The 19326-nt window shown below is 34.1% G+C and carries 22 protein-coding genes; 17 read left to right on the top strand and 5 right to left on the bottom strand.

Features of this window, described 5'->3' with window-relative positions; all coding sequences use genetic code 11:
- The first annotated feature begins 17 nt into the window (after positions 1-17).
- The 6 genes from ctaD to AC6CHR_RS09000 all read left to right on the top strand — a co-directional run bounded on the left by ctaD (position 18) and on the right by AC6CHR_RS09000 (position 5433).
- Entirely contained in the window at positions 18-1883 is a 1866-nt protein-coding gene (ctaD, locus tag AC6CHR_RS09025; RefSeq protein WP_498248296.1) for a cytochrome c oxidase subunit I, read from the top strand.
- Complete coding sequence (gene ctaE, locus AC6CHR_RS09020; protein WP_498248295.1) at positions 1883-2509, top strand: cytochrome c oxidase subunit III; 627 nt, start codon at positions 1883-1885, stop codon at positions 2507-2509. Before ctaD ends, ctaE begins: the two co-directional genes overlap by 1 nt.
- A gap of 4 nt (positions 2510-2513) precedes the next feature.
- Positions 2514-2846: a cytochrome c oxidase subunit IVB gene (gene ctaF, locus AC6CHR_RS09015; protein WP_498248293.1), complete on the top strand. Its 333-nt coding sequence runs from the start codon at positions 2514-2516 to the stop codon at positions 2844-2846.
- A 319-nt stretch (positions 2847-3165) separates the two neighbouring features.
- A complete protein-coding gene (gene ctaG, locus AC6CHR_RS09010) occupies positions 3166-4071 on the top strand; it encodes a cytochrome c oxidase assembly factor CtaG (RefSeq protein WP_498248292.1) in 906 nt (301 codons plus the stop codon).
- A gap of 112 nt (positions 4072-4183) precedes the next feature.
- A complete protein-coding gene (locus AC6CHR_RS09005; RefSeq protein ID WP_498248291.1) occupies positions 4184-4651 on the top strand; it encodes a DUF420 domain-containing protein in 468 nt (155 codons plus the stop codon).
- A gap of 260 nt (positions 4652-4911) precedes the next feature.
- The gene (locus AC6CHR_RS09000; protein WP_498248290.1) at positions 4912-5433 is read left to right on the top strand and encodes a GNAT family N-acetyltransferase; all 522 of its coding nucleotides are present in this window, start codon (positions 4912-4914) and stop codon (positions 5431-5433) included.
- Between the two features lie 234 nt (positions 5434-5667).
- Here the strand turns inward: AC6CHR_RS09000 and ytvI are convergent, their stop codons facing one another.
- Together ytvI and AC6CHR_RS08990 are read right to left on the bottom strand one after the other, a co-directional pair.
- A complete protein-coding gene (gene ytvI, locus AC6CHR_RS08995; protein WP_498248289.1) occupies positions 5668-6726 on the bottom strand; it encodes a sporulation integral membrane protein YtvI in 1059 nt (352 codons plus the stop codon).
- Positions 6727-6880: 154 nt separating this feature from the next.
- The gene (locus AC6CHR_RS08990; RefSeq protein WP_498248288.1) at positions 6881-7237 is read right to left on the bottom strand and encodes a YugN family protein; all 357 of its coding nucleotides are present in this window, start codon (positions 7235-7237) and stop codon (positions 6881-6883) included.
- 512 nt (positions 7238-7749) lie between these two features.
- Here AC6CHR_RS08990 and AC6CHR_RS08985 point away from each other — a divergent pair.
- From AC6CHR_RS08985 to AC6CHR_RS08960, 6 genes are all read left to right on the top strand, one after another.
- Complete coding sequence (locus tag AC6CHR_RS08985) at positions 7750-8817, top strand: CAP domain-containing protein (RefSeq protein WP_498248521.1); 1068 nt, start codon at positions 7750-7752, stop codon at positions 8815-8817.
- Positions 8818-9201: 384 nt separating this feature from the next.
- On the top strand, positions 9202-9600 hold the full coding sequence (gene ylbD / locus AC6CHR_RS08980) for a spore coat protein YlbD (protein WP_498248287.1): 399 nt from the start codon (positions 9202-9204) through the stop codon (positions 9598-9600).
- A gap of 36 nt (positions 9601-9636) precedes the next feature.
- Positions 9637-9876, top strand: a complete 240-nt coding sequence (locus AC6CHR_RS08975; RefSeq protein WP_498248286.1) for a YlbE-like family protein — start codon at positions 9637-9639, stop codon at positions 9874-9876.
- Positions 9877-10081: 205 nt separating this feature from the next.
- Entirely contained in the window at positions 10082-10513 is a 432-nt protein-coding gene (locus AC6CHR_RS08970; protein WP_498248285.1) for a hypothetical protein, read from the top strand.
- Positions 10514-10576: 63 nt separating this feature from the next.
- Positions 10577-11026 (top strand): YlbF/YmcA family competence regulator, encoded by a 450-nt coding sequence (locus AC6CHR_RS08965; protein WP_498248284.1) that lies wholly within the window; start codon positions 10577-10579, stop codon positions 11024-11026.
- 306 nt (positions 11027-11332) lie between these two features.
- Entirely contained in the window at positions 11333-11605 is a 273-nt protein-coding gene (locus tag AC6CHR_RS08960; RefSeq protein ID WP_498248283.1) for a YlbG family protein, read from the top strand.
- Between the two features lie 360 nt (positions 11606-11965).
- Here the strand turns inward: AC6CHR_RS08960 and AC6CHR_RS08955 are convergent, their stop codons facing one another.
- A complete protein-coding gene (locus AC6CHR_RS08955; protein WP_498248282.1) occupies positions 11966-12355 on the bottom strand; it encodes a DUF7147 family protein in 390 nt (129 codons plus the stop codon).
- 323 nt (positions 12356-12678) lie between these two features.
- Here AC6CHR_RS08955 and AC6CHR_RS08950 point away from each other — a divergent pair, with 323 nt between their 5' ends.
- From AC6CHR_RS08950 to coaD, 3 genes are all read left to right on the top strand, one after another.
- Positions 12679-12846, top strand: a complete 168-nt coding sequence (locus tag AC6CHR_RS08950) for a hypothetical protein (protein WP_498248281.1) — start codon at positions 12679-12681, stop codon at positions 12844-12846.
- A gap of 190 nt (positions 12847-13036) precedes the next feature.
- Positions 13037-13606, top strand: coding sequence for a 16S rRNA (guanine(966)-N(2))-methyltransferase RsmD (gene rsmD, locus AC6CHR_RS08945; RefSeq protein ID WP_498248280.1), 570 nt, complete (start codon positions 13037-13039; stop codon positions 13604-13606).
- Between the two features lie 3 nt (positions 13607-13609).
- The gene (gene coaD, locus AC6CHR_RS08940) at positions 13610-14092 is read left to right on the top strand and encodes a pantetheine-phosphate adenylyltransferase (RefSeq protein WP_498248279.1); all 483 of its coding nucleotides are present in this window, start codon (positions 13610-13612) and stop codon (positions 14090-14092) included.
- Positions 14093-14573: 481 nt separating this feature from the next.
- Here the strand turns inward: coaD and spoVV are convergent, their stop codons facing one another.
- Entirely contained in the window at positions 14574-15794 is a 1221-nt protein-coding gene (gene spoVV / locus AC6CHR_RS08935) for a dipicolinic acid transporter SpoVV (RefSeq protein ID WP_498248278.1), read from the bottom strand.
- A 257-nt stretch (positions 15795-16051) separates the two neighbouring features.
- Between spoVV and AC6CHR_RS08930 the strand changes: the two genes are divergently transcribed.
- Together AC6CHR_RS08930 and AC6CHR_RS08925 are read left to right on the top strand one after the other, a co-directional pair.
- The gene (locus AC6CHR_RS08930; protein ID WP_498248519.1) at positions 16052-16852 is read left to right on the top strand and encodes a patatin-like phospholipase family protein; all 801 of its coding nucleotides are present in this window, start codon (positions 16052-16054) and stop codon (positions 16850-16852) included.
- Positions 16842-17867 (top strand): SepM family pheromone-processing serine protease, encoded by a 1026-nt coding sequence (locus tag AC6CHR_RS08925; RefSeq protein ID WP_498248277.1) that lies wholly within the window; start codon positions 16842-16844, stop codon positions 17865-17867. Before AC6CHR_RS08930 ends, AC6CHR_RS08925 begins: the two co-directional genes overlap by 11 nt.
- Positions 17868-18047: 180 nt before the next feature.
- Here AC6CHR_RS08925 and AC6CHR_RS08920 read toward each other — a convergent pair whose 3' ends face one another.
- Positions 18048-19253 carry a nucleotidyltransferase gene (locus tag AC6CHR_RS08920; protein WP_498248276.1) on the bottom strand — a complete coding sequence of 402 codons (1206 nt, stop codon included), beginning with the start codon at positions 19251-19253 and terminating at the stop codon, positions 18048-18050.
- Between the last annotated feature and the right edge of the window lie 73 nt (positions 19254-19326).

The following is a 19326-nucleotide window of genomic DNA, read 5'->3' as shown; positions in this document are numbered from 1 at the left end:
AAAAGGGAGGTAACACTGTGAGCACGTTAACTCAGAAAAAAGGGACAGGTGCGGTCATATGGGACTACTTAACAACAGTAGACCATAAAAAAATCGCCATCCTTTACCTGATAGCCGGTGGCTTCTTCTTCCTTGTTGGTGGATTAGAAGCATTACTGATCCGTATTCAGCTAGCTGTTCCAAATAGTGACTTTGTTAGTGCAGGTCTTTATAATCAAGTACTAACTATGCACGGAACAACAATGATTTTTCTAGCTGCAATGCCGTTATTATTCGCATTAATGAATGCGGTTGTACCATTACAAATAGGAGCCCGTGATGTTGCATTTCCATTCTTAAACTCTTTAGGATTTTGGTTATTCTTCTTCGGTGGAGTTTTCTTAAATCTAAGTTGGTTTTTAGATGGAGCACCTGACGCAGGTTGGACATCTTATGCATCATTAGCAGTAAATTCACCAGGTCATGGTGTGGATTTTTATTTACTTGGATTACAAGTATCAGGGTTAGGTACGCTTATTGCCGGGATTAACTTCCTAGCAACAATTATTAACATGCGTGCGCCTGGAATGACATACATGCGTATGCCATTGTTTACATGGACTACATTTGTAGCCTCAGCACTTATTTTATTTGCTTTCCCTGCATTAACTGTAGGTTTAGCGTTACTAATGTTTGACCGTTTATTCGGTACAGCATTCTTTAACCCAGAATTGGGTGGTAACACAGTCATTTATGAACATTTATTTTGGATTTTTGGACATCCTGAAGTATACATCTTGGTATTACCTGCCTTCGGTATATTCTCAGATATTCTACCGACTTTCGCAAAGAAAAGACTGTTTGGGTACTCTTCAATGGTATTCGCTACAGTATTGATCGGTTTCTTAGGATTCATGGTTTGGGCTCACCATATGTTTACAACTGGGTTAGGTCCAATAGCTAATGCTATCTTTGCAGTTGCAACCATGGCAATTGCTGTACCAACAGGTATTAAGATATTTAACTGGCTATTTACAATATGGGGAGGATCAATTAAATTTACTTCTCCAATGATTTGGGCAATCGCTTTTATCCCTACATTCGTAATGGGGGGAGTAACAGGTGTTATGTTAGCTGCAGCAGCGGCTGACTACCAATATCATGATACTTATTTTGTTGTCGCTCACTTTCACTACGTAATCGTTGGTGGTGTTGTATTTGCCATCTTTGCAGGAGCAACTTACTGGTGGCCAACAATGTTTGGTAAAATGTTGAATGAATTAATGAGTAAAATTACTTTTGTTCTTTTCTTCATTGGATTCCATTTAACTTTCTTTATCCAACATTTCTTAGGTTTAATGGGGATGCCTCGTCGTATCTTTACTTACTTACCTGGACAAGGTTTGGATACAGGTAATGCTGTTAGTACAGTTGGTGCTTTCTTTATGGCTGTTGCAACCATTGTTTTATTGATTAATGTTATTCACACGTCAGTAAAAGGTAAAAAGGTTGGTAGAGATCCATGGGGTGACGGTCGTACCCTTGAGTGGGCGATTTCATCACCACCACCTGAATATAACTTTAAACAAACACCACTTGTTCGTGGCTTAGATGCACTTTGGGTAGAAAAAATGGAAGGCAACAAAGAAATGACACCTGCTGAACCTCTTGGTGACATTCATATGCCTAATGGTTCAATATTACCGTTCATTATTTCATTTGGTCTATTCGTTGCTTCCTTTGGATTATTATACCGTGTGGAACAGAGTTGGGCGTTACCAGTTATTTTTGTAGGATTTATTATTACATTTGCTGCAATGTTCTTCCGTTCAGTAATTGATGATCACGGGTATCATATTCACAAAGAAGATTTGCTTAAAGATGATAAAGGAGGGAAAGCATAATGGCACATGTGGAAGAAAAATTAACAGCTGAAAATTTTCCGGCATCGCCTGAAAAAGCTACCCTCGAAGGCAAAAATAAATTCACTGGATTTTGGCTATTTCTAGGTGGAGAGACTGTTTTGTTCGCAAGTCTCTTTGCTACTTTCCTAGCACTAAGAGAGTCAAATGCAGGAGGCGCAACAACCCAAGAATTATTTGAAATACCACTAACATTTGCTGCAACGATGATACTTCTGGTATCAAGTTTGACAAGTGTTTACGCTATGTATCATATGAAGAATTTTAACTTTGCAAAAATGCAACTTTGGTTAGGTATAACTGTTCTTCTTGGTTTATCTTTCTTAATATTAGAAATTTATGAGTTTTATCACTATATTCATCACTATGAATTTACAATTCAAAGTAGTGCTCTTGGTTCCGCGTTTTATACGTTAGTTGGGACACATGGATTACACGTTGCATTCGGTCTTTGTTGGATCACTACCTTAATTGTACGTAACGCTAAACGTGGCTTAAGTCTATATAATGCTCCTAAATATTATGTAGCTAGCTTGTATTGGCATTTTATTGATGTAGTGTGGGTGTTCATCTTTACTGTTGTATACTTAATGGGAATGGTGGGATAAATTGATGGCAAATAATCATAATTCGGCAAACCCAAAAGTAGATTTAGCCTATAGACGTAAGAAAAATGCTGAAGAAATGAAACATCAGGTTGTTACATTTTCTATGTTGATTTTTCTAACAATTGTTGCATTTATTGCGGTTGGTTATGAGGGCGTAGCAGAGTGGTTTAAAGCTCCCTTTATAATTACCCTTGCAATCGTGCAGGTGATATTCCAACTATACTATTTTATGCATATGAGTCATAAAGGTCATGAAACTGCAGCTTTGTTTTTGTTCTCAGGTGCTGGTGTAGCAGGTATTACAATTTTAACATTCGTAACTATTATCTGGTGGTAAAATGAGCAATCGGCTTTATAAGCCGATTGTTTTTCTTTGTTTATGGCTCTTTACTAAAAGTTTGCTGCACTCACATTTAAAATAGTATGCTTTTGGACTATTTCTTATGAAATTATAGCTATTTCATAAGAAATAGACAAAGTGATTATGCGAAAATGCACAGCTTATTACGAAAGAAACATACTATGTGAAAATAGCCATGTTTATAGACCAAGATTCATTTATGCCGCTAACACCTAATTGTCATAGAACGTCCATTGATACGGAATTATGTGAAGTGTATAATAGTTTTAGGACTAACTTAAGGAGCTGAAAAGAGATGAGCTTTGATATATTTGGATTTCGTGCGTTATGGAGTCCATATTATTTAGTCGCAATGATCTTAGTATTGGTCTTATATTTTATGATTATCGGACCATGGCGGTCTAAATTTAAAGATAGCAGCCCTGTTACAACTAGACAACAAATTTTGTTTATCACAGGTGTTGTTACACTTTATATTAGTAAGGGAAGCCCTGTTGATTTATTGGGGCATATTATGTTTAGTGCGCATATGACACAAATGGCTATTTTATATTTAGTGGTTCCCCCATTACTTATTCTTGGTATTCCACAATGGTTATGGAAATGGGTTATTAATCGTCGAATTATTCGACCGATAATGATTGTATTTACACAACCGATCGTAGCTCTTATCTTATTTAATGGTGTATTTTCTATTTATCATATCCCATTAGTTTTTGACTTTGTAAAAACAGATCCTGTCTATCACGCTGCGATGACAACAATCATCTTTATTGCTTCCTTATTCATGTGGTTGCCTTTGTTAAATAATACGTTACCCTCTTGGAAATCGTTAACTGGTATTAAGAAGCTTGGATACATTTTTGCAGATGGCATCTTGCTAACTCCAGCATGTGCTCTTATTATTTTTGCTACAGATCCGTTGTATTTAACTTATTCTGAATCACAAGCTTGGATAAATGCTCTTCAATTATGTGTTCCTGCAGACACACTGGCTGGTTTAAACTTAACTGGACCTGAAATGTTTAATACACTACCAACTGTTGAAGATCAACAACTAGGTGGAGTCATTATGAAGATTATACAAGAAATTGTATATGGAGCAATCTTAGCTTATGTCTTTTTTGAATGGGCTCGTAAGGAACGACAAAAAGACGAGCTTGAATTAAAGAAAGACTATAGACTTGATCCTGTAAAGTGATTATGGTGCTAATTCTATATGATGGGACAAACTAGCTGATAAGACCCTTCATTCGATTTTAATAACCATTTACAACTATACATAGATAATTTTGCTTACGAAAGGATTAAAAATGAATACGTCATTACCAATATTACCTACCATAAGCACAGCTTTTATTGTTTTAAGTGCAGTAACAGTAGCAATAGGTTGGTACTTCATAAAGCAACGGAAAATTGAAGCACACCTTAAAACGATGACATTAGCAGCCATTTTTGCTGTTGCATTTTTTGTCATTTATGCATCTAGAACAATTTTTGTTGGAAATACAGCATTTGGAGGACCAGAATCTATTAAAATATATTATACAGTCTTTCTAGTTTTTCATATTACTTTAGCAACTGTAGGGGCTGGATTTGGAATCTTTTCACTAATAACTGGTTATAAGAAAAATTATAAAATACATCGAAAGCTTGGACCAATTACAAGTATTATTTGGTTTTTTACTGGGATAACTGGTGTTACCGTATATTTATTACTGTATGTTTTCTACAGTGGTGGTGAAACTACGTCTGTTATTAAGGCAATCTTGGGTTTTTAAACATATTATTAGGGTGGTTTAGAATATTATGTTCTAAACCACTTTTTTTGTTCGAAAAAGGGATAAGTTTTATCGAAATTATTAGTTCTAAAACTAACATTAGGCTAACTTTGTGACGGCCTATTGTTTGTGTCTAGTATACCGAGACATGAAATAATAGCTTTTTATGCTATACATGGATTCATCAACTTATTCTAACTTGTAAGGTTCATTCGCAACTCTTTTATGATGACAAAATCAAAAAGAGGGGGGACAATATTTTGATCGAAATATTAACAAATCGACTAATGATAATACCTTGTTCTCTTGATATTGCTAAATCAATTGTTTTTCATCGGAAGGAATTAGATGTGCGATCACCAATCGTATTTCCCTATAACTGGCCATCGGCTTTAGTAAAGAGCTTTTTACCTTATTATATTGAGTGTCTGGAGACAAAAGAGAAGGAAAATGATTGTGGTCTATGGTTAATTATTCTATATGAGGAGAAGAAAATAATTGGGGATATCGTTATGCAGGGTAAGCCTCATAAAGAGGGTAAAATAGAACTGATTTATCATGTCGAGGAAAATGGTCTTGATGAAACAATTGCATTCGAAGCAGTAGATGCTTTCATCGATTGGTTAACCTATCAGAAGTCCGTTAAAAAAATTGTAATGGAATGTGATGTTAAGCAAGTGGATTCAATTAGACTTTACGATAAACTTGGCTTGATCTGTACGAAAAAGGAAGGGAGCTTCTTACAGTGGGAGATTCAGAAAAGAGATCTAAATTCATCGTAACCTAAATAGGATTTTTTAAAAATCGAAGAACATCAAACTTTGAGTATAAGCTTGAAAGAGAATTTAGTAATTTTAGTGATTACATTGGTGGGAGTGGTTGCACTAAATTAACTCAATTCCACCTAAAAAAGATACATCCACCAATTGGAAGATCAGTGTTATTTGACTTCTTTTAATGTAAGTTTTAGAAGATAAAAGATAAAAGATAAAAGCGAAACCTAAAGGCTTCGCTTTTTAAATCTTAAATGTAAGTTTTATTAATCCAGCTTCACGAGCAGAATTATAAATGATCAGGATCATTGGACCAATAAAAAATCCAAGAACACCAAAGAGTTTCAGTCCTAAATACATAGAGATAAGAGTGGCTAATGGTGATAAACCAATTTGTTTGCCCATTACTTTCGGTTCAATTGTTCTTCTGATCACTAGTAAAATGACCGTTAAAACGCCTAATTTTGCTGCTAATGTCACATCACCAGTAATAAGTTGATATAAAGTCCATGGTCCCATAATAATAATTGATCCAATTAAAGGTATTACATCAATGATCCAAATGAGTATAGACATAATGAGTGCTATTTCGGGAGCAATAATCAACAACCCTATAAATGAAACGATAAAGATGATGATACTTACCAAGAATTGTGCTTTAATAAACCCCATTACGACAAAGGATAATCGCGAAGTCATAAACGTTACCTTTTCAGCTGTTTTTTCTGTTAAGTAAGAGTATGCCTTCGTCTTAAGTCTAGGAAGCTCTAGCATGAATAGAAAGAGAGCGATTAAGTACACGATCATATTTACTAAATAATTCGGTATGTTAGTGAAAATCGCTTTTACATTATCTATATTGACATAACTAGTTAACTCTGTTCTAGTTTTTTGCAGAAAGGATGTTACTTGATTACTTACTTCATCTACAATACCTTGTGGAAGATCTTCCATTGTTGTTGAAATGTCATCTTCGAAATTTTCCCAAACAAGTGTGATTTCATTTATATAAGATGGCGCATTTTCGGCAATTTGAATGACTTCACCAACTACTTTTGTCGTTAAAATATAACCACTAACACCAATTAAAATAACAAAAATAAGAAAGGTTATTAATACAGATAAATGTCGTTTTAATTTACCTCTATGATGTAAAAGTCTAATAGCCGGTTCAAGAAATAGTGCTGTAAAAAAAGCGAGAATAAGTGGTAGGGAAATTGGTAAAATAAAAAAAACAATGATACTTATTAAGATTAAAAAAAGAATCGTAAAAAACATACGTTTAGTAAAAAAAGTGGTCAAGATTGTGCTCCTCTCATACAATTCATCCTTCTTTTATTATAGACTTAAGTTAAAGGAAAACAAAGGGTTTCAATCCATTTTGAGCTAATAATTGTAACTAAGCTACTTATTGAAATATAAAAAGCAAAGGAAACGAATCCTTTGCTTTTTATATTTACTGTACTTGTTGAATCGCTTCAGATACTTGTTTTAAAAGTCTATTACTGGTGTTTACTACAGCTGCTGGAAAGTGTTCACCCTCACCATACTCTACACCGTGAGGATAATAGTGTTTTCCTAATAAAGGAGTGATTAATTTAATATGAGCGTGGCGAGAATCAATTTCACCCTCGATTGCAAACCCCTGTACTCTCAAGTAAAATACTTCATCCTTAACATCAATTTTACGATCATAGGTAACACGCTCGTAATCCCATTGTCCAGCTCTTACAAGACCGATCTCTTCCATAATTTCATCTAAACGAGAAAGATCAATCGTAAGACCTTCAATACCTGTATTTTCCATTTTCATATGTATATCCCTCCAAATGCCTTTTCACCATTTATATTATAGCTTATTTCATTTAAAAAAATAAAGCTCAACGTCCAGTTTAAAGAATTCTTACTGGATAAGTTGATTGCATGATGCCAATGTCCAAGTATGACCCACATGTATAAGTCTTCTTTTAAATAATAGTACGAAAGACAACAACTTGCAATGTTATTTTCAAAGTGATATTGCAAGTAAAGACAAATTTGTTTTCTTTAGGACGTATCTCTTTTAAAATTTTTGGATTTCCTACTAAATATATTGATCTTGTGTGTAATTTAGTTAAAGTCGAGCAACTAATGCAAACAAGGTGCTATAATATAAGTAGAAATCCTGTTGTTATTCCTTAGGGTCTCTGAAATAGGAGAGCAGACGTTTAGCTAAATTTCATGTCGGGAATAATAGTAAAAATAACTTAAAGTAGCAATACCTAGAATAACATCCGAAGGTTTTCATATAATCCTAGAAGAGAAGTGTAAAAGGAGGGGTTTTAACTGCGTATTATCATTAGAACGGTTGTCATTTTCCTAATTATATTTCTAAGCTATACTTTATTTATATATTTTGGTGAATATACTCCAAATGAGCAACATGAAGATGAGAAAAACCAAATCTCAAATGAAGAGTTAAAAACAGAAGAGAATGTACCGAAGGAGAAATTATCTAGTCTTCCAGACGAGGGAATATTAACACTAATGGATAAATCATCTGAGGAAGTTACCGCTCTTTTAGGTGAACCAAATAGGATTGATCCATCTGCATATGATTATGATTGGTGGATTTATCAAACAGCTAAAAATGTGTATCTCCAAGTTGGAATTCAAGATCAAAAGGTTGTTACTGTTTATGGAATTGGTAGTGAACTAAATGCTAGTCCATTTAAAATTGGACAAACTGTGCAAGATGTATTTAAAATTGCATCGGTTTCACCAAGCTTAAGTTTAGAGCATGGAGGAAACTCCTATCGGTTTGAATTTTCAGAGGAAGATATGAACACTAGACCAACAGTTAAAATAGATGATGTATTTGTTCAATTATATATTGATAAATTTGATGGTGCTTTATCAAGTATTAGAGTCCTAAATGCTGAAACATTTGTAAAACAACGATCTTATGAAGTGACTTATCGTGGTGAATTGCTAGATGCTGAAGAAATTAGTGAAGAAAAATGGGAGAAAATCGAGGATGGAATGGAGCAACAAATTCTATCAATTACTAATTTAATTAGAGCAAGGCATAATGTTCCAGCTGTCAATTGGGATGAAAAGACAGCAAAGGTAGCCTTTTTACACAGTGAGGATATGAAGGTGAAGAAGTACTTTTCTCATGAATCAAAAAATGGAGATACTCTAGTTACACGATTAGCTGAATTTGATGTTAAATACGAAATGGCTGGAGAAAACATTGCAGCACAGTATGTAGATGGAATTGCAGCTTCTGAAGGTTGGTTAAACAGTAAAGGACATCGTGAGACACTATTAAACAAAGAGTTTACACATTTGGGTGTGGGTGTCGATGAGCTATATTACACACAAAACTTCATAAAGATTAGAGAACAGTAAAGGTAGGGACGCTCTATACAAGTAGTCTATGAAAAAGGAAGGTTTGGTTATATCCAACCTTCCTTTTTTGTATATCTCTGACTTATTTCAAAAGATTGTTGTTTTAGAAAAGAGCCTCCATTAGTTACGCTCTTTTCTAAAAGTTTGTTGCTCTAGTAAAAACAGCCATTAGTTATAAAAAATTTAAGATCTTCGATATGCACAAAATGATCATATTCATCGGCGGTTATATAAATAAGACTTTTAGTTAAAGTATACATTTTTTTGTTAATTGTCGTTTATGAAATTGGTACTTATAGTCAGAATAACGTATAAAATGGGCGAACATTTAATGTTTAATATTGATATTATAGTATAGGCAAATGTATTAGTGAGGTGAAGATCATGACAGAGAAGAAAACACATCCATCTGTTCAACAATTTAAGGAATTTGTAAAATCACATCCAATGCTTGTGCAAGAGGTTAGGAAGGACAACAAATCGTGGCAAGAAGTTTTTGAGGATTGGTATTTACTTGGTGAGAATGATGCAATTTGGAAGCAATATAGAGGTACATTAGATGAAGAACAAGTAGGGTCTGAAAATGAAAAAGTTGATTTTATGGCCCAAATGATCTCAGGGATTAAAAATATGGATGTAAATACGGTTAATCATCATATTTCAAATTTGAGTAGTACTATTTCTACAATACAAGGGTTATTTGATCAATTTGGCGTATCAAAGGGTAGTAGCCAACATTCTTCAAATAGTAATTCACAACCTTTTTCGTTTAGAAAGGATTAAGCTACTTACTTTTTACAAGTAAGTGGGGGGGATCAAATGAGAATTGAAGTTCAAGAATATATTCGTTCTAATAGTGAAAGGCAAAAATTTATAAGAGAACAACCTCATTGGTATCGAAAACTTTCTAGGAACCCAAACGACCTTGAATCATTAGAAATTAATATGATGAATTATTTTCAGAAAACAATTCCTCACAAAGTAGAGCAGTTTTCCAATTCCATACAAATGGCGCAAATGATGATTGGAATGTTTCACGCCATGAAACAACAAGATTAAAACGACTTGTCTTCAAGTCGTTTTTACATTGTCAAAGAAGTTATAAGATACTTGGACTTTGGATAATCGCTTCGACTACCAGTTCCAGCAGACTGATCTTAGAGGAATAAAACAAATCCATTTTTTCGCTTGCAGAGAAATAGGTTAATTTCTATTCATGATTTAATCAAGTGTTGTAAACAATAGACAAAAAGGAGGCAAAAAAATGAAGCAGTTATTGACTCTTGTTTTTATATTGTTTGTAACAACAGGATGTGTTGAAGATAAACCAAAACCAGAGAGTAATGTAGAGATCGTTCCTATTAAAGTGGCAGACCTTAAACGGGAATCGATAGAAGTGACCGTTCATCAACAACCAAACCTTGAGTTAGCCATTAAACATCATATTCATAATCAGGATGTTTATGTAGAGTGTTACATTCCTCATTTTATTTTTAAAGAAAAAGGAGGAAATAAAAGGAACGGTGAAGGACATATTGAAATTTTTGTAGATAACAAAAAAATGAGCGAAATGAATACTGCGGCCTTTATTATAAAGGGTTTGGAAAAAGGTGGACATGAAATGCGGTTAGAAGTTATTCATAATGATTCTTCCAGCTATGAACTCAATAAAACAATTGAATTTACGATTGAATAGGGTTCTCTGTTTTTAAATTTGTGCATTTCGTGATAAAATGAATGTCGGAGGTGCAAATACTCTATGTTTGCTACAATTGAAAGCATGTTACTACTTGATGAGGCGGATCAGCTTGCGCGTTTAGTACTTCAGTCTAAGCCAGCAGAAGAATATCGTCTTAGTTACCATATATTAAAAAATGACCCGATTGCCCAAGGACTTATATCTCAATTTACTAAAACGAAGGACTTGTATGAAGATGTTCAACGATTTGGTAAATACCATCCTGATTACCGAAGAATAACAAAGGACATGCGTGAAATTAAAAGAGAACTCGACTTAAATGAGAGTGTGTACACTTTTAAAAAGGCAGAGAATGAACTTCAAGCATTACTTGATGAGATTAGTATGCAGATTGGTCAAGCTGTTTCTGAACATGTCAAGGTCCCTTCAGGAAACCCTTTCTTTGATACAGGGTCAAGCTGTGGTGGTGGCTGTGGTTCTGGCGGTGGTTGTGGTTGTAAAGTTTCATAAACGAGTCTTAGGACTCGTTTCCTTTTTTATTGTCTAAGAAATTATGAAATTCTTGTATTGCGTATCGATAATCGTTCGACACACAACCTCCAGCAGTCCGCTTTCATATCCCACTAGGGGAAAACTTTACATGAAATTGAAGGTATAGACCATCTTCTACCATTAATGTGTGTCTTATATTTGTCAGGGCTGAACAGGCGTTTGCATTTTTGTTCTTGTTAGAATTATAATTATTTGTTAGACTTTAAAAGAGAATTGTAATGAGGAAAATAAAAAAGAGCCTAGAAGAAATAAGGGAGAATTAATATGTTTGAAAAGCGTCAAGGAATCGTCGTTTGGCTTCATTCTTTAAAGCATATAAAAATGCTTAGGAAATTTGGAAACGTTCACTATGTTTCAAAACGATTAAAATATGTTGTATTATATTGCAATATGGATATGGTAGAGCAAATCGTACAAAAGCTAACATCCTACTCGTTTGTTAAACATGCAGAACCGTCCTATAAACCTTATTTAAAACTTGAATTTGAATCAAAAATAGATAAAGCAAAAGAATACGATTATAAAATTGGTTTATAAATAACCTTTTTTCAAAAAGGTTATTGCAAATTAACAACGTTAAATTGGTCATTTGAATTTTACAAAAAGAAATTAAGTACCTTTACCCAAGCGAAAGTAATAGTCAAATAAATGAAAAAGACTGCCTTCAATGAACGAGTGTTAAACAAGTATTCGTTTCCAAGGTCAGTCTTTTTATTTATGCCTATTTTAAAACATGCTTGTCATTAAATAGGTTTTTTTCTAAAAGTTTGTTGCACGTTGTAAAATCGCAGCTATTTAAACGAAAATAACGTAGTAATTAAGTGAAAGGAGCACGTTGTGAATACAGAAAATGTATGTTTTTATAAGGATTCATTGTAGCAATTAAAATCATTTTGTTTATTTTAATGGTGGGATATAATGGTTTAATCTTAAGATACCTATTAAATGTTGATAATATAGTTCAAGTTCATTAAACATAGTTGAGGGCTTCACATTAACCTGTATAATTTCTTTATTTAAACTTTCAGCTAGCTCTTCAAATAATTCATATCGCTTATTCACCTTAAAATTAGGATTGGGAACCCCTTCACGACAGATATATAGTGCTTGGAAATTCCCTGGGTTAGTAGGATGCATAGTAACTATTAAGGATGATACATTAATTTCCTTAACTTTTGTATGTAAGGCAATCAACTTCGAAACACGATGTTGATTTGACTTTGCTATTTCAAAAAGTTCATATATATCAGAATAACCTTCCCCTAATTCAATAAAACGTTGTATCATAAATTCACTTCCCTTTTCAAATGAGTTAAATGCCCATTATAAATAAATTTTACTATATCATGAAGTTTAACATTTGAGAAGTTAACAAGGTTGTTACCGAAGCGATTTTAAAAGTTTTATACAAAGGGTTAATAGTTAATACCCAAGGCCATTGAAAAGTAAAGGTGGAGATTTGGTTGTCGAGCACTTATGAAAGCACCAAAAAATTATAAATTCACTGATAAACGAAAAAAACCTACAGATATTCTCTGTAGGGTCCTTCATAACCTTTTAACTAGAAAAGGTTGAAGGCAAAGGGAGAGGAGAAACCGGAGGAAGAACTTATGGGGAAACGTAAGTCTTCTCCGCGGTTGGCAACAACATCAACGAGTCGATGTTGTTACTACTCATTATCACCAATTGGTCTTTCTGTATACATAAAAGAAAAATTTTTTCAAAGTATCGAAGTAAGACAACATATTGTAACGTATGGAAAAGCTATGGTAGGATAAGGTGAATCTTTTAATTGAAGGTAGTCATTAAACAATCAATCTATATGGAAATAGCTTAGGTGAGGGTTTCTTTCGCAATGTTTGTTGATTTCTGTAAATAGTTTATTGTAAGGATAATACTTATTTTCTTGCTCTTTTCGCTTACATTTTAAATAGAATAGAGCCTAAATAAAAAAATAGTGGTGATAGTATGAGAGTAGTATCGGGAAATTATAAAGGTAGACAATTAAAAGCCGTACCAGGCGTAACAACTAGACCTACAACTGACAAGGTTAAAGAGGCAATTTTTAATATGGTTGGTCCATATTTTGACGGTGGAATAGCTTTGGACTTATTTGCCGGGAGCGGTGGTTTAGGAATTGAAGCCTTGAGTAGGGGAATCGAGCATTGTATTTTTGTTGATCGAGAAGCAAAAGCTATTCAAACTATACATAAAAACTTAGATGCATGTCAGGTGGAAGATTCATCGGAAGTTTATAGAAATGATGCTGAACGAGCCTTAAAGGCAATCGTTAAGCGGGAGCTCTCTTTTCGGTTAATATTTTTGGATCCTCCTTATAAACAACAAAGGTTGAAAGCGCTTATTGAATTGATTAGTGAGAAAAATTTGTTGCAAAGAAATGGTTTTATCGTAACGGAGCATGGTTCAGAAATTTATCTTTCTGAAGAAATTAGTCAATTTATTCAAGTTAAACAAGAAACATATGGAATGAGCTCAATAACTATTTATAGGTTAAAGAGTCATCTTGGGGAGGAATAACCGATGGGAAGTATTGCTGTATGTCCAGGAAGCTTTGATCCAATAACATTTGGTCATTTGGATATTATTAAGAGAGGTGCAAAGGTATTTGATCAAGTATATATTTGTGTATTAAATAACTCGTCTAAACAACCATTATTTTCTGTAGAGGAAAGATGTGAACTAATTAGAGAAGCGACAAAAGATATTCCAAATGTATGTGTTGAATCCTATAAAGGACTCCTAATGGAATACGCTCGTGAAAAACAGGCACAGACGATTTTAAGAGGATTAAGAGCTGTATCTGATTTCGAGTATGAAATGCAAATTACATCGATGAATAGAGTGTTAGATGCAAATATTGAAACGCTTTTTATGATGACAAATAATCAGTTCTCATTTTTAAGTTCTAGCATCGTTAAGGAAGCTGCAAAGTACAAAGGCGATATCTCAGAGTTAGTACCTGAAGTTGTAGAAAAGGCACTAAAAAGTAAATTTATTGAATAAGCAAAGGTGAGGAAAATTTTCCTCACCTTTTATTTATAGGCTCTTTTCTAAAAGTTTGTTGCTCTAGTACTAATAAAAATGGGCTTTTGGATTTTTTTGATCTAAATTAGAGCTTTCCAGTGCGATATTAGAGTAATTTAGCGAATAGAGCGCGAAGCTAGACTGAATTCGCTAAGATTTACTTTTACGAAAAACAACAATCTTTGCGAAAACAGCTATTTATAAGAATTTCCCATAGCCTAGCAACTTTTGAACCTCACCCTCTCCTTAAAATAGGTCAACATCTATAAGGGACCGCTCATCGTGTTAATCTATATCACTGCGAAGTGGTCTTAGTTAATACGACGCTAAAACGACTCTCGGCTATTTATTTGTGGAGGGATTGGCTTTGCTTTAAGCCTGCCGATGATCCCTTGATCTCGCTCCAATCTGCTCGTCTTATCCTTTTTACCGATAAACGGACGCCTTACGATTATCCCTTTTAGTGGTCTGTAAAAAGATTTCTTTTTCCATATATAAAAATATAGATGACTAATGACATAATCGTAATTAGCGGGCCTATATGAATAATTAATTCCCAATATGCTCTCGCCCATTCAGGACTATGAGTCATTAAGAAAACAGGAAGCTCATTAGATTGATAGGATTTTAAATTCAAATATAGTGGTTTAAACAAAAGGAACGCAATAATCGACGAGTAGATTCCTTGCATGATTCTTGCGAAAAAAAACGGTTTAAAACGAATATCGGTTTCAGCTAGTATGCTTGCTACTTGAGCTTGAATCGACAATCCACCAAAGGCCAAAATAAAACTTGCTATCACCACTTTATCTTGTAGGCTTGCCGTTGTGTCACTAACTAGTTGGTTACCTAAGGTAATTTCGAAAATGCCAGTTATAAGGGGAACGCTTAAATCCTTTGCCATATGTAAAAGAACTAATCCTCCAGATAATGCATACGAGATAATTTCCGTAACATGAATTAAAGCCAGTATTTTGTTAAAAACAGAGAATATGATGATGAATCCGCCGATCATCAATAATGTTTGAATGGAAGAGATCACAGCGTCACCAAGCATTTTCCCCAGAGGACGTTTTTCGTCAATTCTAGTAGTATGTAGCTCTCTAAAAGCCAATCTTAATGGGGGTACAAATGTATACTTTTTATCTGAAATAGGTGTCTTTTCACTTCTACCATAAAATCTCATTGTTAAACCAACACAGAGATTACTTAAATAATGTGCTGCAGCTAGTAAAATGCCAAGAGAAGGATCCTTAAAAAAACCTACCGCGACAGCTCCAAATATAAAGAGTGGATTAGAAGAGCTTGTGAATGATACTAAACGCTCAGCCTGTATGGATGTTAGTTGCTTTTCTTGTCTCATTCTTGCCGTAAGTTTAGCTCCTGCCGGATTACCTGATGCCATTCCCATTGCCCAAATAAATCCTCCGACTCCAGGAACACGGAAAATAGGCTGCATTAAGGGTTCTAATAATACACCGATAAATTTCACCACTCCGAAACCAATGAGTAATTCTGATACAATAAAGAAGGGTAATAAAGATGGAAATACAACCTCCCACCAAATCGTAAGTCCTCTAATCGAAGCCTCTAGCGATTCTTTAGGGTTAAGGATGATAGCAATTGTAAGGCCACCTATAAAAACAGCAATAAACATTGTTTTAAGTTTTGAAAGACTCAAATTGTGATGCCTCCTAAACAAACAGGTCAAATAAAGTGATCGTTTATAATTGGTAGTGAAATCAAATAATGGTACAACCTCTTATTCAATATACGAGATTAGGTGGTCATTTTAGACCATGAGAATGACATATACTTTGGATTATGAAAATAAAAAGTGTCAAGAATCGGATGAATTAGTAATTGTTTTCATATATTTCAATAGGATCTGTTGTTTAAATATACTTGCATTCTAATTAAAAGGAGGAGATCCCTTTGATTAAGGAACCTAAAATCGGACTAGCGTTAGGGTCAGGCGGGGCTAGAGGGTTTGCTCATTTAGGAATTTTGAAGGTATTACAAGATGAAGGGATTAAAGTTGATTTAATTGCAGGTAGTAGTATGGGGGCACTTATTGGAAGCTTTTATGCTTCAGGTATAAGTATCGAAAGAATGTATCAATTTGCATATGCATTCAAACGAAAATATTATTTAGACTTTACTGTACCCAAAATGGGATTTATTGCAGGTAATCGCTTAAAAGAATTAATACGCTTATTTACCCATCGAAAGACCTTTGCGGAATTGAATATACCGGTTGCAGTTGTTGCTACAGATCTATATGATGGTAAAAAAGTGATTTTTAAAGAAGGGCCAGTTGCAGAGGCTGTTAGAGCAAGTATTGCAATACCTGGCATTTTTGTACCAGAAAAAATAAATGGTAGACTTTTAGTTGATGGGGGAGTAATTGACAGAGTACCTGTTTCGGTCGTTAAGGAAATGGGTGCAGACCTTGTAATTGCAGTTGATGTATCTCGTGTTAAAAGAAATGAAGAGATCACTACAATCTTTGATGTAATCTTGCAAAGTCTTGATATTATGCAGGATGAACTTGTACATCATCGGGAAATTGCTTCAGATGTTATGATTCGCCCGCATGTTGAACAGTATAGTTCTAGAGCATTTACAAATATTAAGGAAATTATTGAAATTGGTGAAAAAGAGGCATTAAACCATGTAGAAAATATACAAACACTTATTGAAAAGTGGAAGGAGACCAACGGCTACCATGAGAAGTAAGACCTTTATACGTTCTATTATTTCATTTGCAGTAATTGTTTTAATTTTATCCTTTTTAAAACTTCCATATTATATTACTCAACCAGGTATGGCCTCAGAACTTGGGCCAATCATTGAAGTAGAAAATGGATATGAAGAAGAAGGAAGCTTTTCTTTAACAACTGTTAAATTTGGGAGGGCAAACCCATTAACTTATATGTGGGCGAAACTGCAAGATTATTATTACATACATCCACTCGAAGAAATTAAAAGGGACAATGAATCTGACAAAGAATATTTTCAGCGGCAGTTACATATGATGGAAGCTTCACAAGAATCAGCCATAACAACAGCATATCAAAAAGCAAATAAACAAGTAGATTTCTCATTTAATGGGATCTATGTGGATGGCATTGTAGAGGGTATGCCAGCTGAAGAACAGCTTGAGGTTGGTGACCGGGTTTATAAGGTGGATAACCATGAATTTAGTACAGTTGAAGAGTTTATTGATTATGTAAGTAAGAAAGAAGAGGGTGAAGAAATAACTATTACGTTCGAAAGAGAGGGAATGAAAAATAAAGCGAAAGTAAAGCTATCTGCTTTTCCCCAGGAACCAACTAAGGTAGGTTTAGGCATTTCATTAGTAGCAGACCGCGAAATAGAAAAGGTAGATCCGTCGATAACATTAAATACCGAGGAAATAGGTGGCCCCTCTGCCGGTTTAATGATGGCACTTGAAATTTATAATCAATTAACAGAAATTGATATCACAAAAGGCTATGAAATTGCTGGAACAGGAACGATTAATGAATTAGGAGAGGTTGGACCAATTGGAGGGATCTCTCAAAAAATTGTTGCAGCTAATAAGTCAGGTATAGATATTTTTTTTGCACCAAACGAAAAAGATAGTCCCACTTCAAATTACATGGAGGCAAGAGACGTTGCAGATAAAATAAACATAAACATGAAAATTATCCCGATTGATACATTTGATCAAGCGGTGGATTATTTGTTAAAGCTAAATGAAAAAGAGTAAATTTAACTTTGTTAAGAATTCCTAATCATTAAGGAATTCTTAACATACAGTATTTTTATTATGATTAAGGTCTTTTTTACGAATTTAGTCACTTCGAGAATTGCTTAATAACTGACTATAAAAAAGTACCTTTTAGAATTTGTACTATTTTTTATTGAATCGTCATTAAATATTTTCTCTTTATAATCTAATTGGTGGTGTTGAATATTCAGCTTTTAGTTTTTCTGTTCGTAGTGGTTCAGGTAGTATCATATTAAAAGTAGCTGCCGATCTTCGATCAATTTCTAATAGTGGATGTTGAAAAGCAGAAAGTTTCGAAATGATCGGTATCTCTATATGTTTTTTTAGAGCGTTTAAATACTTTTGTCCATTAGCTGACATTCCTAATAAACGGATATAAGGAGCTGTTTCAGTTTTATTAATAAAACTCATATCCTGTTTTGTTGTTCTTGTTAAGATATGTGTACAAAGTCGCTGTAGTCTTGTCCAAGTATAGCGTTTCGTTTTGATTTTGTTCATAAAATCTTGAAAGCTATGTGCATCTAAGATATATTTCTTGATTCTATTTTCTAACCCTTCCTCTACTTCGTAAATCCTAAGAAGATCCTGTTCACTCATGGTCATAATCGTGTATTTTAATAAATGAAAATAGCTTTCCCAGTTATGTAGCGTACAAGTATCTTCATACTCATTAATGATTCGTAATGTATCTTCAGGTACATAATCTGTAATGGGACCGGCATTTGAAAATAAAGCTTTTCTTATACTTGTAGCACTAGCGATTGTGGGAGAAATAAAGTCTGTTTCATGATATCCTGCAGATGTTCTCTTAATTGTGAACGGTTTGATTGTTGATTGTTGCTCGCTTATGGCTTTTACATAATAAAAGCCAAGGATATTATTTGGTTGTGTTAGGTCGACTACATCAACCTCTGAAGTAAGTTCCTTAAACGCAAGTGATTTAGCAGTAGGATAACTTACGCCTGTTTTAATGAATTGTTTAATTAACTCGTTATATTGCTTATTGGATTGATTCAGTATTTCATTAGCAGTTAGAAAGGGAGTTATGTCACCAGACTCACTTCCAAAGCAAATCGACTTACACTGTAGGGCATCTAATATCGATACAGCACCACTTGCAAATGTTTCAGCCTTTTGAGTTGCGAAAGCATAAGGTAGCTCAACGACAAGATCAACCCCACAATGTAATGCCATTCTTGTTCTTTCCCATTTTGAAACAAGTGCTGGCTCTCCTCTTTGAAGGAAATTTCCACTCATAACTGAAATAACAATATCTGCCTTTGCTTTTTTTATGGATTTTGTCAAATGATATAAATGGCCATTATGAAATGGATTGTATTCAACGACTAGACCTAAAGAGTTCAAATAATCACCACGTTTAAAGTTTATTTGTTTAATTCATTATAGGATATAAAATGCATTCAATAAACATTTCCTT

Source organism: Metabacillus sp. GQ13 (assembly GCF_059758525.1).
This window is presented reverse-complemented; position numbering and strand designations above follow the sequence as displayed.